The following is a 14,330-nucleotide window of genomic DNA, read 5'->3' as shown; positions in this document are numbered from 1 at the left end:
GTCCGGGGGCAGCGCCCCCGGCAACGGCGCCGCACCCGGCAGCGCAACCGCAGGGCACACCCAGCCCCGCGGGCGATTGAGGCCCACCCAGCCCCGCCGGCGTTTGAGGCGCGGGGTCCGGGGGCAGCGCCCCCGGCAACGGCGCCGCACCCGGCAGCGCAACCGCAGGGCACACCCAGCCCCGCCGACGTCTGAGGCCCACCCAGCCCCGCCGGCGTTTGAGGCGCGCGGGTCCGGGGGCAGCGCCCCCGGCAACGGCGCCGCACCCGGCAGCGCGACCGCCGGGCATACCCAGCCCCGCCGGCGATTGAGGCGCGGGGTCCGGGGCAGGGCCCCGGCAGCGGCAGGACGGCCGCAGAGTCGGCAGGCACCGCGGCGTGCGCCCCCGCGCGGGCGGGCCCCAGCAGTCGGCAGCGGAGTTGCCAGGGGGGCAGGGGGGCGGCTACCAGCCGGGGGGTGCGGCGATGGCGCGGGCCAGGGCTTCGTCCAGGGCGCGGGACGTGGACTCCACGTCCAGGTGCGAGTTGTCGATGATCGGCAGGCCCGATCCGTACCACCCGGCCATCCGCCCGTGGATCCGGGCGACCTCCTCGTCCGAGAGCCTCCGGTTCCCCGAACGCGCCGCATTGCGCTCCAGAACGATCTCCAGGCCCGGGAGCAGGACCACCGGGAGCAGGGCAGGGCCCACGTGCCGCTTCCAGCCGCCCAGGCCGACCACCGGCCGGTCGGGGAAGACGGCGTCGTCGAGGATGCAGGAGATCCCGTTCGCCAGGAAGTTCCGGGCGGCGAAGCCGCAGGTGCGCCGGGCGAGCCGGTACTGGGCCTCGGAGTGGTCGTTCCAGCCCGCCTGCGGGTCGGCGAACCCGGCGCAGACCCATTCGCGGACGTCGTCCAGGCTGATGTGCGCCGTGGCCACCTGCCGGGTGCTGGCCCAGTGCCGGGCCACCGTGGTCTTCCCCGCCCCGGCCGGGCCGATCAGCAGGACCGCGAGGGTCGCCGCCCCGGTGCCCGGCCCGGCGGGCTGCGCCGGTGCCGGGGCAGGCGGCGGCAGCGGGATGTGCCCGGTGGCCTCGGGCACCGGCGCCACCGGCCAGCCCTGCGCGGGGGGTATCGGCGGATGCGGGGGCGCCGCCGGGTGCTGTCCCGGCGGGCCCCAGCCCCCCACTCCTTGCTGCATCCGCTGCCACTCCGTCTCGTTCAGGCGACTGATGCGAGAACGTTATCTCAGGAGGTGACTTCTTCCGCCAGCGCCCGCAGCGCCAGCCGGTACGAGCCGAGGCCGAAGCCCGCCACCGTCCCGGTGGCCACGGCCGCGATGACCGAGGTGTGCCGGAACTCCTCCCGCGCGTACGGGTTGGAGATGTGGACCTCGATCAGCGGTGCGGTCCGCTGCGCCGCCGCGTCCCGCATCGCGTACGAGTAGTGCGTGAACGCCCCGGGGTTGATGACCACCGGAATGCGCCCGTCAGCCGCCTCGTGGAGCCAGCGGACCAGTTCGCCCTCGTCGTTGGTCTCGCGGACCTCGACGTCGAAGCCGAGCTCCTTGCCGACGGCCTGGCAGCTCTCCACCAGACCGGCGTACGAGGTGGCACCGTACACGTCGGGCTCGCGCGAGCCGAGCCGGCCCAGGTTCGGGCCGTTCAGCACGAGCACCCTGCGGCTCACGCCGACACCTCGCCGTACGCCGCGACCAGGTGGGCCGGGTCCGGGCCCTCCAGCACGGCCGGCTTGCCCAAGCCGTCCAGGACGATGAAGCGCAGCAGGTTGCCCCGGGACTTCTTGTCGACCTGCATGGTCTGCAGCAGCTGCGGCCACTGGTCGCCGCGGTAGGTCAGCGGCAGTCCGACCGAGGCCAGCACGGCCTTGTGGCGGTCCGCCGTCGCGTCGTCCAGCCGCCCGGCCAGCCGGCCCAGCTCGGCCGCGAAGACCATGCCGACCGACACGGCCGCGCCGTGCCGCCACTTGTAGCGCTCGTTCTTCTCGATGGCGTGCGCGAGCGTGTGCCCGTAGTTGAGGATCTCCCGCAGGCCCGATTCCTTCAGATCGCTGGAGACCACGTCGGCCTTGACCTGGATGGACCGCACGATCAGCTCGGCGGTGTGCGGGCCGGCCGGGGTGCGGGCCGCCGCCGGGTCGGCCTCGATGAGGTCCAGGATGACCGGGTCGGCGATGAAGCCGGCCTTGATGATCTCGGCGAGGCCGCTGACGTAGTCGTTGACCGGCAGCGAGTCCAGCGCGGCCAGGTCGCACAGCACGCCGGCCGGCGGGTGGAAGGCGCCGACGAGGTTCTTGCCCTCGGCGGTGTTGATGCCGGTCTTGCCGCCGACGGCCGCGTCGACCATGGCGAGGACCGTGGTCGGTACGGCGACCCAGCGCACCCCGCGCAGCCAGGAGGCCGCCACGAATCCCGCCAGGTCGGTCGTGGCCCCGCCGCCGACGCCGACGATGACGTCGGTCCGGGTGAAGCCCGACTGGCCGAGCGCCTTCCAGCAGTACGCCGCCACCTCGACGGTCTTGGCCTCCTCGGCGTTCGGCACCTGGATGGCGACCGCCTCGTAGCCCTGCTCCGCCAGGTCGTCGCGCAGCGCCTCGCCCGTGGAGGCCAGCGCCTCGGGGTGGATCACGGCGACCCGCTGGGCCTTGGTGCCGATCAGGCCGCCCAGCTCGCCGAGCAGCTGCCGGCCGACCAGCACGTCGTACGGATCGTGGCCGGCGCTGCCGCCGACGTGGATCCGGGTGACCTGCTCCTGGGCCTCGGCTGAATCCTGGTCGTGCCGCTCCGTCATGCGTCCTTCAACTCCAGTGCGTCGAGGACCGCCTGGGCGACCTCTTCGGGGGTTCGGTCGTCGGTGGGTACGACGACCCGCGCGACCTCGGTGTACAGCGGCCGGCGGGCCTCCATCAGCTCGCGCCACTGCCGGCGCGGGTTGACGGCGAGCAGCGGCCGGGCGGTGTTGAGGCCCACCCGGCGCACCGCCTCGTCGACGTCCATCGACAGGTAGGCGACGGGCAGTCCGGCCAGCTGCTGCCGGGTGTTCTCGTTGAGCACGGCGCCGCCGCCGAGGGAGAGGACCCCGGTGTGCTCGGCGAGGGCGGAGGCCACCGCCTGCCGTTCCAGCTGCCGGAAGTGTGCTTCGCCCTCGTCGACGAAGATGTCGGCGATCTCCCGGCCCTGGGCGGCGACGATGTCGGCGTCGGTGTCCCGGTAGGGGACGCCGAGCCGCTCGGCGAGCAGCGCCCCCACCGTGGATTTGCCGGACCCGGGGGGCCCGACGAGGACGACCAGAGGTCCGCCGGTCACCGGATCTGCAGGTTGTCGAGGAACGACTGGACGTTGCGGCGGGTCTCGGGGACCGAGTCCCCGCCGAACTTCTCCACGACCGCGTCGGCGAGGACCAGGGCGACCATGGCCTCGGCGACGATGCCGGCCGCCGGGACGGCGCACACGTCGGACCGCTGGTGGTGGGCGGCCGCGGCCTCGCCGGTGACCACGTCGACGGTCGCGAGGGCCCGCGGGACGGTGGCGATGGGCTTCATGGCGGCGCGGACGCGCAGCAGCTCGCCGGTGGTCAGGCCGCCCTCGGTGCCGCCGGAGCGGCCGGAGGTGCGCTTGATGCCCTCGGGGGTGGAGACGATCTCGTCGTGGGCCTTGGAGCCGGGCACCCGGGCGAGTTCGAAGCCGTCGCCGACCTCCACGCCCTTGATGGCCTGGATGCCCATCAGGGCGGCGGCGAGGCGGGCGTCGAGGCGGCGGTCCCAGTGCACGTGGGATCCGAGGCCGACCGGCACTCCGTAGGCGAGGACCTCGACGACGCCGCCGAGGGTGTCGCCGTCCTTGTGGGCCTGGTCGATCTCGGCGACCATCGCCTTCGACGCGTCGGCGTCGAGGCAGCGCACGGGGTCGGCGTCGAGCTTGTCCACGTCGGCGGGGGTCGGGTAGACGCCGTACGGGGCCTTGGCCGCGGCCAGCTCCACCACGTGGGAGACGATCTCGATGCCGGCCGCCTCCTTGATGAAGGAGCGGGCGATGGCGCCGAGGGCGACCCGGGCGGCGGTCTCGCGGGCGCTGGCGCGCTCCAGGATCGGGCGGGCCTCGTCGAAGCCGTACTTCTGCATGCCGGCGAGGTCGGCGTGGCCCGGACGCGGCCGGGTGAGCGGCGCGTTGCGGCCGGTCTCCTTGAGCTCCGCGGGGTCCACGGGGTCGGCCGACATGACCTTCTCCCACTTCGGCCACTCGGTGTTGCCCACCATCACCGCGACCGGGGAGCCGAGGGAGAGGCCGTGGCGGACGCCGCCGAGGAAGGTGACCTCGTCCTGCTCGAACTTCATCCGGGCACCGCGGCCATAGCCCAGCCGCCGGCGGGCCAGGTGGTCGGCCACCAGCTCGGTGGTGATCGGGACGCCGGCGGGAAGACCCTCCAGCGTCGCGACCAGCGCCGGTCCGTGAGATTCCCCGGCGGTCAGCCAACGCAACCTGCTCAACGATGCTCCTCATGCTCGCGCCTGATCCAGCGATGGCGCGACCGGGTGCGCAGCCCGAGCCCGCCGTACCCCGATCCTGCCATGTCCGGAAGGGTTTGCCGGGCGCAGGTCCAGCTATCGGACGCCTCGGTCCGCCGGAGGGGACGCCGAAGGGGACGGGTGGGCATGCTTCACCGCAGCCCTTCCGGAGGATCGGCGGACCGGACGGGGATTCGCTCGCCGGAGCGAATCCATCACGTCACGTGCGTGCGGCGAGGGCCCGCTCCCCGGCGGCCCGCATGGCGGCGAGCGGTCCGGGGGCGCGTCCGGTCATCTGCTCCACCTGGAGCACCGCCTGGTGGACCAGCAGGTCGAGGCCGCCGAGAACGGCCCCGCCGCGCTCGGTCCAGGCCGCCGCCAGCGGGGTCGGCCACGGCTCGTAGAGCACGTCGAAAAGAGTGCCCGGGGTGTCCGGAACGGCCGCGGCGAGGGCGTCGGTGGTGCCGGCCGGGGTGGTGGCGATCACCAGCGGGGCGGTCAGGGCCTCGGCCGCGTCCGCCCAGTCGGCGGTGCGGACGGGCACGCCGAGGCGTTCGCCCCACTGCCGCATCTCGTCGGCGCGGGCCTGCGAGCGGACGTACGCGGTGACCTCGCCGGAGCAGATCCGGGAGAGCGCGGCGAGGGCGGAGGAGGCGGTGGCGCCGGCGCCGAGGACGGCGGCCGAGGCCACCTTCTCCACGCCCCGCTCCCGCAGGGCGGAGACCAGGCCGGGGATGTCGGTGTTGTCGCCGATCCGCCGGCCGTCCTCGGTGAGGACGACAGTGTTGACGGCCTCCACCGAGGCGGCGGTGTCGGTGATGCCGTCGAGCAGCGGGATGATCGCCCGCTTGAGCGGCATGGTCAGCGACAGCCCCGCCCATTCGGGTCCCATCTGCGCGATGAAGCCCGGGAGCGCGGCCTCGTCGATCTCGAAGCGGTCGTACGACCAGTCGTCGAGGCCGAGCTCCCGGTAGGCGGCGCGGTGCAGCACCGGTGAGAGGGAGTGCTCGATGGGCGAACCCAGCACCGCGGCCCTTCTGCCTGACATGACGTTCCTATCCGCCGTTCTTCTGTCGCGCGTTGAACTCGTCGACCAGCTTCATGTGCTCTTCGTAGGTCTGGGTGAAGGTGGTCTTCTTCCCGTCCACCGACACGAAGAACATCCAGCCGCCCTTGTCCGGGTCCAGGGTGGCGTTGAGGGCGTCGCCGCCCGGGTTGCCGATCGGACCGGGGGTGAGGCCCTTGTAGAAGTAGGTGTTGTAGGCGTGGTCGAGCTCCTTCGCCTCCTTGCGGGTGACGTGGATGTTGCTCGTGCCCTTGAGGTAGTTGATCGTCGAGTCGAACTCGATCTTCTGGTTGGTGACGTCGTTGGTCGGCTCGAGGCGGTTGTAGATGACCTCGGACATCTTTCGGAAGTCCTCGTGGTTCATGCCTTCGGCCTGGACCATGCTCGCCACGGTGATCACCTGGAGCGGGGACTGCAGGCCGAGCTCCTTGGCCTTGCCCTCGACGCCGAGCTCGTCGTACTTCTGCTTGGCCCGGGTGACCATCTGTTTGAGCAGGGCCTCCGGCTTCATGTCCTTGGTGAGGTCGTACCGCGACGGGTACAGGAAGCCCTCGAGCGGGTCCATGATCTTCGGGTTGCTGTTGGCCCAGGCCGGCAGTCCGAGGTTCTTGAGCTCGCGCTTGGAGACCTCGAAGGTGGTGCCGGGCTTCAGGTTCAGCTTCTTGTCCACGGCCGCGTAGACGGCTGCGTTGCGCATGCCCTCGGTGACCGTGACCACGTTCAGCTTCGACGGGTCGGTCATCAGCTCGACGGCGGACTTGGCGGACATGCCCTTGCGCAGCGGGTACACGCCGGGCTGGATCGAGGTGCCCTTGGGGTGCGCCTGCGCCGCCTGGGTGAAGGCCTCGACGCTCGCGACGACGCCGGCCTCCTTCAGGGCGCGGCCCATCACGCCGAGGCTGGAGCCGGCCTTGATCTCGACGTCGACGGGCTCGGTGCCCTCGCCGGTGAAGTCGGCGGCCTCGCCGAACCTGTCCTGGAGGAAGGAGTAGCCGTAGTAGCCGATGCCGCCCACGCCGCCGACCAGGACCACGGCCACGAACAGGCAGGCGACGCCGTTCTTGCGCTTCTTCTGCTTGGCCTTGCCCTTGCCGCGTCCGCCCCGGCGTCCGCCGCCGGCAACGTCACGGCCGTCGTCGCCCTCGTCGCCGTCACCGCCGCCGGCGAGGAAGGACTCCCCCGGCTCCTCGGTCTTCAGGTCGGTGTCCCCGTGGTCGTCCTGCCATTCGGCGGCCGGTTCGGGAACCCGGCGGCGGCCCGGGGGCTCCGGCGGGGGGTAGGCCTCGGCCGTGCCGTACAGGTCGGGGGCCTCGCCCGGGTAGCTCGCGGGCTGCTGGCCGTACGGGTCCGGGGCGCCCCCGTAGGGGTCGGTGGCCTGGAGGTGCCCGGTCTGGCCGCCGTACGCCTGCTGCTGGCCGACGTACGGCTGGGCCTGCTGAGCCTGTTGATGCATGTGCTGTTGCTGCTGCATGTGCTGTTGCTGCTGCGGGTGCTGCTGCTGCTGCGGGTGCTGCTGCTGGGGGTACTGCTGCACGTGCTGTTGCTGCTGGGGGTACTGCTGCGCGTACTGCTGATGCGGCTGCTGCTGGTACTGGGGCTGCTGCTGGTACTGCGGCTCGTGCTGGTACTGGGGCTGCTGCTGCGGGACCTCGTGCTGTCCCGTCCACCCCTGGTCCCCGTACAAGGGGTCCTCGGGGTGCCACGGTTCGGGGGCCTGGCCCCGTCCATACTCAGTCATCGATCCCCTAGAGCCGCGCGTCGAAGAGCCGACGGCTGTTCGAATGCCGCCACATCGCGCGGAACGTTACCGTATCGCGATCAGATGACCACTTCGACGCACTCGCCGGGCGGATTACCTGATACCCGTTCGGTCTCAAGAGCGTTCTGAAGGATGATCACAGCGGCCGCCTGGTCGATGACCGCACGGCCCTTCTTCGCGTTCTTGCCCGACGCCCGCAGCCCCTGGGCCGCGGTGACGGTGGTCATCCGCTCGTCCACCAGACGGACCGTCACCGGCTTGATGCCCCGGGCGAGTTCGGTCGCGAACGCGCGGACCTTGGCCGCGGCCGGCCCCTCCCGCCCGCTGAGCGAGCGGGGAAGGCCGACCACCACCTCGAGGGGCTCGTACTCCTCGACGAGCTGGCGCAGCCGGCGGTGTGCGAACGGGATGTCCCGTCCCGGCACGGTTTCCACCGGTGTGGCCAACACCCCGTCGGGGTCGCACGAGGCGACCCCGATCCGGGCGTCACCGACATCGATCGCGAGGCGTCGGCCACGGCGCAGAGTCATCGTCAGGCCGTTTCCACGACGAGACGCTCGACGGCGCTGATGGCCTCCGGGATGGCGCCCGGGTTCTGGCCGCCGCCCTGGGCCACGTCCGGCTTGCCGCCACCGCCGCCGCCGAGGGTCTTGGCGGCCGTACGGACCAGGTCGCCCGCCTTGAGGCCGCGCTCGCGGGCGGCCTCGTTGGTGGCGATGACCGTCAGCGGGCGGTCGTTGGCCACGGTGAACAGGGCGACGACGGCCGGACGGTCTCCCGGGATGCGGCCGCGGACGTCGAGGACCAGCTTGCGCAGGTCGTCGGCGCCGGTGCCGTCCGGCACCTGGCCGACCACGAGGGCGACGCCGTGGATGTCCTGGGCGTTGGCGGCGAGACCGGCGGCGGCCTGCAGGACCTTCTCCGCGCGGAACTTCTCGATCTCCTTCTCGGCGTCCTTCAGCTTGCCGAGCATGGAGGCGATCTTCTCCGGCAGCTCCTCCGGACGGCCCTTGACCAGCTCCTGGAGCTGGGCGACGACCGTGTGCTCCTTGGCGAGGAAGTTGTACGCGTCCACGCCGACCAGGGCCTCGACGCGGCGCACGCCGGAGCCGATGGAGGACTCGCCGAGCAGCTTCACCAGACCCAGCTGGGCGGTGTTGGCCACGTGGGTGCCGCCGCACAGCTCCTTGGAGAAGTCGCCGATGGTGACCACGCGCACCCGCTCGCCGTACTTCTCGCCGAACTCGGCGATGGCGCCCTGCTTCTTCGCCTCGTCGATGCTCATGATCTCGGCGGTGACGTCGAGCTCGCGGGAGAGCACGTCGTTGATCTTCTGCTCGACGTCGGTGAGGACCGTGCCGGGGACGGCGTTCGGCGAACCGAAGTCGAAGCGGAAGCGGCCGGGGCTGTTCTCGGAACCGGCCTGGGCGGCCGTCGGGCCGAGGGCGTCGCGGAGCGCCTGGTGGGTCAGGTGGGTGGCCGAGTGGGCGCGGGCGATGGCCCGGCGGCGGTGGATGTCGATGGCGGCGTACGCGGAGGCGCCGACCGTCACCTCGCCGACCTGGACGGAACCCTTGTGCACCGAGACGCCCGGGACCGGCTGCTGCACGTCGCGGACGACGATGACGGCACCGGAGTCGAGCTTGATCCGGCCCTGGTCGGCGAGCTGGCCGCCGCCCTCGGCGTAGAAGGGGGTGCGGTCGAGGACGACCTCGACGTCGTCGCCCTCGGAGGCGGCCGGCGCCGGCATGCCGTTGACCAGCAGGCCGACCACGGTGGACTCGCCCTGGGTGGTGGCGTAGCCGGTGAACTCGGTGGCGCCGGCGTTGTCGGCGATCAGCCGGTACGCGGAGACGTCGGCGTGGCCGGTCTTCTTGGCCTTGGCGTCGGCCTTGGCGCGGTCGCGCTGCTCCTGCATCAGGCGGCGGAAGCCGGCCTCGTCCACGGACAGGCCCTGCTCGGCGGCCATCTCCAGGGTGAGGTCGATCGGGAAGCCCCAGGTGTCGTGGAGCAGGAACGCCTTGTCGCCGGAGAGGACGGTGCCGCCGGAGGCCTTGGTCTCGGTGACGGCGGTGTCGAGGATGTTCGTGCCGCCCTTGACGGCCTTGAGGAAGGCGGCCTCTTCGGCGAGTGCGACGGTCTCGATGCGCTTGCGGTCGGTGATGAGCTCCGGGTACTGCTGCCCCATCGTCTCGATGACGACGTCGACGAGGTCCTTGACGACCGGGCCGGTGGCGCCCATCAGGCGCATGTTGCGGATGGCGCGGCGCATGATGCGGCGCAGCACGTAGCCGCGGCCCTCGTTGCCGGGGGTGACGCCGTCGCCGATGAGCATCACGGAGGTGCGGATGTGGTCGGCGACCACGCGCATGGACACGTCGGTGGCCTTGGCCGCGCCGTAGCGCACGCCGGTCAGCTCGGTGGCCTTGTCCATGACCACGCGCAGGGTGTCGGTCTCGTACATGTTCTGTACGCCCTGCAGGATCATGGCGAGGCGCTCGAGGCCGAGACCGGTGTCGATGTTCTTCGACGGCAGGTCGCCGAGGATCGGGAAGTCCTCCTTGCCCTCGCCGGCGCCGCGCTCGTACTGCATGAAGACCAGGTTCCAGATCTCCACGTACCGCTCGTCGTTGACGGCCGGGCCGCCCTCGACGCCGAACTCGGGGCCGCGGTCGTAGTTGATCTCGGAGCAGGGGCCGCAGGGGCCGGGGACGCCCATGGACCAGAAGTTGTCCTTCTTGCCCAGGCGCTGGATGCGCTCGGCGGGGACGCCGATCACGTCGCGCCAGATCGTCTCGGCCTCGTCGTCGTCGAGGTAGACGGTGATCCAGAGCTTCTCCGGCTCCAGCCCGTAGCCGCCGTCCGCCACGGAGCTGGTCAGCAGCTCCCAGGCGTACTTGATGGCGCCTTCCTTGAAGTAGTCGCCGAAGGAGAAGTTGCCGCACATCTGGAAGAACGTGCCGTGGCGGGTGGTCTTGCCGACCTCTTCGATGTCCGGGGTACGGACGCACTTCTGCACGCTGGTGGCGCGGGGGGCCGGGGGCTTGGTCTCGCCGAGGAAGTACGGCTTGAACGGGACCATGCCCGCGTTGACCAGCAGCAGAGTCGGGTCGTCCGCGATCAGCGACGCCGAAGGGACGACGGTGTGACCGCGCTCCTCGAAGAAGCTCAGCCAGCGGCGGCGGATCTCAGCCGACTCCATCAGTGGTCCTCATTCCGGTTGTACGAGTGGTTCGGTCGGTGGGTGGTGCTGTCGTTCTGGATGGCCCGCAGGCGGCGCGGCCCGGGAAGGGCGCGCACGTTGCCGGGGCGATCCGGATCCTGGGTCAGGCCCAGTGCATCGTTCAGCTCGTCCTCGCGCTGCGTCATTCCCGCCTTGACGTCGAGGGCGAAGTCCTTGAGGCGGTGGCCCGCCTCCACGGCCTTGTCCGCGGCCTGCGCGGCGAGGCTCTCCGGGGTCAGCTGCTTGAGCTTCCGGTTGACTTTGGTGGTGGCCCACACGCCGGCGGCTGCGCCTGCGGTGAACCAGAAGGTGCGGCGGAACATCGCGGTCTAGCCCTTCTGCTTCCGGCGCCGGGCGGCCGGCACGGTCCGTCCGACGATCACAGTACGTCGCTCCGCCTTGGGCGGCAGGTCGTCCGTACGGCCCAGCGCCCTGCGCACTCCGTAGCCGAAGGCGGCGACCTTGACCAGCGGCCCGCCGAAGGTGGAGGCCACGGTGGAGGAGAGGGCGGAGGCGTTGGAGGTGACTTCCTGGACGTCGCTGGCGATGGCGTCGACCCGGTCGAGCTGGGTGCGTGCGGAGCGGACCGTGGTGGAGGCGTCGGCCAGCAGCGGGACGGCCTGTTCGGTCACGTCCGCGACCAGCTTGGTGGTCGCCTTGAGCGTCTGCGCCAGCCTCACCAGCACCACGGCGAGGAAGGAGACCAGGATCGCCCAGAAGACGGCCACGAGGATCCCGGCCACCTCTCCACCGGACACGTTGCACCGCTCCCTGAAGTGTAAGAAAAGTCGTCCCCCGACCCTATCGCGCCGGGGCCGGGCCGCCGTACCGGAATTCCGCCGCTCAAGGGTCCGCCTTGTACGCACAGCACGCGGAGCAGTACTCTCCGTGTCCCATGCGACAGAGGACTGACGGCAATCTTCCCTCGGAACTCACCGGCCTCGTCGGGCGGGGTGCCGAACTCGCCGAGCTGGGGCGGCTGCTGGAGTCCTCGCGGCTGGTGACGGTGACGGGCGTGGGCGGGGTGGGGAAGTCCCGGCTGGCGGTGGCGGCCGCCCGGGCGGTGCAGGAACGCTTCCCCGACGGTGTCTGGCTGGCCGAACTGTCCTGCGTACGCGATCCGGCGCTGCTGGCGCTCTCCCTGGCCGAGGCGCTGGGGCTGACCGATCACACCACCCGGCCGCTGCGGGCGGTGCTCGCGGAGCATCTGGCCGGGCGCTCCCTGCTGCTGGTCCTGGACGGGTTCGAGCAGCTGGTCGAGGACTGCGCCGAGCTGGTCCGGGAGCTGTTGCGGCGGGCTCCGGGGCTGCGGGTGCTGGCGGCGGGCCGGCGGCCCCTGCTCCTCGATGCCGAGCAGGCCTTTCCGCTGGCGCCACTGGGCGGCGAGGACGCGGTGCGGCTGCTGGCCGAGCGGGCGGCGGCGGCCGATCCGTCCTTCGGGGCGGAGCCGGCGGTGCTCGGGGAGCTGTGTGACCGGCTGGACGGGATTCCGCTGGCGTTGGAGCTGGCGGCGGGTCGTCTTCGCACGCTCTCGCCGGAGCAGGTGCTGGCCCGGCTGGAGGACCGGTTCGGGCTGCTGACGGGCGGGGCGCGCGGGTCGCTGCCGCGGCACCGGGCGCTGCGTACGGCGATCGGCTGGAGCCATGAGCTGTGCACGGCGGAGGAGCGGCTGCTGTGGGCGCGGCTGTCGGTGTTCGCCGGGGCGTTCGACCTGGATGCGGCGGAGTACGTGTGCGCGGGTCCGGACGTTCCGGTGGAGCGCGTGCTGGACCTGGTGGGTGAGCTGCTGGCGCAGTCGCTGCTGGTCCGGGAGGACTCGGCGGCGGGGGTCCGCTACCGGATGCTGGAGACGGTGCGGGCGTACGGGGCGGGCTGGCTGGAGTCGCTGGGCGAGGCGGAGCGGCTGCGGCGTCGGCACCGGGACTGGTACATGGGGCTGGCGACCTGGTGCGAGCTGGACTGGTTCAGCCCCCGGCAGCAGGAGGTGGCCGCGCTGGTGGAGGCGGAGCTGCCCAATCTGCGGCTGGCTCTGGAGTACTGCCTGGAGGATCCGGAGGAGGTCCATCTGGGCCAGTACCTGGCGGGCACGCTGTGGTTCTACTGGGCCGGCTGCGGGCGGCTCGCGGAGGGCCGGCACTGGCTGGACCGGGCGCTGGAGGAGGAGGCGGCGTACGACACGGACGCGGACGCTTCGCGGCTGAAGGCGCTGTGGGTGCTGGGGTACGTGGCGGCGCTCCAGGGCGACGGGGTGGCCTCGCTGAGCGCGCTGCACGAGTGCCGGGAGGGCGCGGCGGCGGCCGGGAACCCGGTGGCCGCGGCGTACGCGGTGCACCGGATGGGCTGCCTGGCGCTGGTATCGGACGACATGGCGCGGGCCGGAGAGCTGCTGGGTTCGGCGCTGGAGCGGTACCGGGCGGCCGGGGAGCTGAACAGCAATGTGCTGATGTGCCAGGTGGAGCTGGCGATGGTGCTGGCGTTCCAAGGGGATCTGCCGGCGGCCCGGTCGTTGTGCGCGGAGGTCCGGGAGATCTGCGAGGAGCGCGGGGAGCGCTGGACGAAGGCGTACGCGTTGTACGTGCTGGCGTACGCGGCCCTGGACGCGGGGGATGCGGCGGCGGCCCGGACGCTGCTGGGCGAGTGCGTGACGATCAACCACGCCTTCCACGACCTGCTGGGCCTGGTGCTGGCGGTGGAGCTGCTGGCGCTGGTGACGGTGACCGAGGGGCATCCGGCGGAGGCGGCGCTGCTCCAGGGCGCGGCCGAGCCGGTCTGGGACTCGGTGGGGCTCCAGCTGTTCGGCTCGGGCTATTTCAACGCGCCGCGGCTGCTGTGCGAGGAGCGCTCGCGCGAGCAGCTGGGGCCGGTCCGCTACGCCGCGGAGGCCGCGGCGGGGCGCGCCCTGGGCCTGGACGCGCTGGCCGAGCGCGCGGTCCGGGGTCCGTCGCGGCGCCCCGGGCCCGGCCGCGCCGCACGCCCGGCGGGCATGACTCCGGCAACCCGCCCGGACCGCGCCCGCTCGGCTCCGGCGGAGCCGTAGTGGCAGCCGCCCGCACAACGCGAAACCCGCCGCTCCCCCGAGGGGGAACGACGGGCTTCGGAACAAGCAGCAGCCGGTGAGGCTACGACCGCATCAGCGGGCGTAGTACTCGACGACGAGCTGCTCGTCGCAGATCACGGGGATCTCCTTGCGCTGCGGGTCGCGGTCCAGGCGGAACGCGAGCGCCTTCAGGTTGATCTGAAGGTAGCGCGGGGCCTCGCCCTCGCCGGCGTAGCCACCCTCGCGAGCAACCTGGAAGGGGTGCTTCTCGCGGGAGCGCTCACGCACGGTGATGACGTCGTCCGGGCGGACACGGAACGACGGCTTGTCGACCTTGCCACCGTTGACCTCGATGTGGCCGTGAACGACCATCTGGCGAGCCTGGTAGATGGTGCGGGCGATGCCCGAACGCAGGACCAGGGCGTCGAGGCGACGCTCGAGCTCGACGACCAGCGCCTCGCCCGTCTTGCCCTCGGCCTTCTTGGCGCGGTCGTACGCGCGGGCCATCTGACGCTCAGAGATGTCGTACTGAGCGCGCAGACGCTGCTTCTCCAGCAGACGAACCTTGTAGTCCGAGTTCTGCTTGCGGCCACGGCCGTGCTCGCCCGGCGGGTAGGGGCGGGCCTCGAAGTACTTGACGGCCTTCGGGGTCAGAGCAATGCCGAGGGCACGGCTCTTCTTGACCTTGGGTCGCTTCTGGTTCACGTGGAACCTACCTCCATGTAAGTTAGGTGAGGCTTACCTT

General features: G+C 72.0%; 13 protein-coding genes. 1 reads left to right on the top strand and 12 read right to left on the bottom strand.

Going from position 1 to position 14,330, the window contains the following annotated elements:
• Positions 1-442: 442 nt before the first annotated feature.
• From AB0447_RS30290 to AB0447_RS30240, 11 genes are all read right to left on the bottom strand, one after another.
• Positions 443-1,177: an AAA family ATPase gene (locus AB0447_RS30290; protein WP_366480026.1), complete on the bottom strand. Its 735-nt coding sequence runs from the start codon at positions 1,175-1,177 to the stop codon at positions 443-445.
• A gap of 47 nt (positions 1,178-1,224) precedes the next feature.
• Positions 1,225-1,665 (bottom strand): type II 3-dehydroquinate dehydratase, encoded by a 441-nt coding sequence (gene aroQ, locus AB0447_RS30285; protein ID WP_351313314.1) that lies wholly within the window; start codon positions 1,663-1,665, stop codon positions 1,225-1,227.
• Positions 1,662-2,786, bottom strand: a complete 1,125-nt coding sequence (gene aroB / locus AB0447_RS30280; protein WP_366480025.1) for a 3-dehydroquinate synthase — start codon at positions 2,784-2,786, stop codon at positions 1,662-1,664. Before aroB ends, aroQ begins: the two co-directional genes overlap by 4 nt.
• A complete protein-coding gene (locus AB0447_RS30275) occupies positions 2,783-3,301 on the bottom strand; it encodes a shikimate kinase (protein ID WP_366480024.1) in 519 nt (172 codons plus the stop codon). The genes aroB and AB0447_RS30275 overlap by 4 nt, the downstream gene beginning before the upstream one ends.
• Positions 3,298-4,482: a chorismate synthase gene (aroC, locus tag AB0447_RS30270; protein WP_366480023.1), complete on the bottom strand. Its 1,185-nt coding sequence runs from the start codon at positions 4,480-4,482 to the stop codon at positions 3,298-3,300. Before aroC ends, AB0447_RS30275 begins: the two co-directional genes overlap by 4 nt.
• 238 nt (positions 4,483-4,720) lie before the next feature.
• A complete protein-coding gene (locus tag AB0447_RS30265; protein WP_366480022.1) occupies positions 4,721-5,548 on the bottom strand; it encodes a shikimate dehydrogenase in 828 nt (275 codons plus the stop codon).
• Between the two features lie 7 nt (positions 5,549-5,555).
• Positions 5,556-7,304, bottom strand: a complete 1,749-nt coding sequence (mltG, locus tag AB0447_RS30260) for an endolytic transglycosylase MltG (protein WP_366480021.1) — start codon at positions 7,302-7,304, stop codon at positions 5,556-5,558.
• A gap of 80 nt (positions 7,305-7,384) precedes the next feature.
• Positions 7,385-7,855, bottom strand: coding sequence for a Holliday junction resolvase RuvX (gene ruvX / locus AB0447_RS30255; protein ID WP_366480020.1), 471 nt, complete (start codon positions 7,853-7,855; stop codon positions 7,385-7,387).
• Between the two features lie 2 nt (positions 7,856-7,857).
• Positions 7,858-10,527 (bottom strand): alanine--tRNA ligase, encoded by a 2,670-nt coding sequence (alaS, locus tag AB0447_RS30250; protein WP_366480019.1) that lies wholly within the window; start codon positions 10,525-10,527, stop codon positions 7,858-7,860.
• Positions 10,527-10,871, bottom strand: coding sequence for a DUF6167 family protein (locus tag AB0447_RS30245; protein ID WP_366480018.1), 345 nt, complete (start codon positions 10,869-10,871; stop codon positions 10,527-10,529). The genes alaS and AB0447_RS30245 overlap by 1 nt, the downstream gene beginning before the upstream one ends.
• Positions 10,872-10,877: 6 nt before the next feature.
• Positions 10,878-11,306, bottom strand: coding sequence for a DUF948 domain-containing protein (locus AB0447_RS30240; protein WP_366480017.1), 429 nt, complete (start codon positions 11,304-11,306; stop codon positions 10,878-10,880).
• A 137-nt stretch (positions 11,307-11,443) separates the two neighbouring features.
• Here AB0447_RS30240 and AB0447_RS30235 point away from each other — a divergent pair, with 137 nt between their 5' ends.
• Entirely contained in the window at positions 11,444-13,585 is a 2,142-nt protein-coding gene (locus AB0447_RS30235) for an AAA family ATPase (RefSeq protein WP_366480016.1), read from the top strand.
• Positions 13,586-13,678: 93 nt separating this feature from the next.
• Here the strand turns inward: AB0447_RS30235 and rpsD are convergent, their stop codons facing one another.
• Positions 13,679-14,290 (bottom strand): 30S ribosomal protein S4, encoded by a 612-nt coding sequence (gene rpsD / locus AB0447_RS30230; protein WP_150210796.1) that lies wholly within the window; start codon positions 14,288-14,290, stop codon positions 13,679-13,681.
• Positions 14,291-14,330: the final 40 nt, after the last annotated feature.

It is taken from the genome of Streptomyces sp. NPDC051211 (genome assembly GCF_040689505.1).
GTDB lineage: Bacteria > Actinomycetota > Actinomycetes > Streptomycetales > Streptomycetaceae > Streptomyces.
Note: the sequence above shows the minus strand (reverse complement) of the source record. Positions and strands in the feature narration are given on the sequence as shown.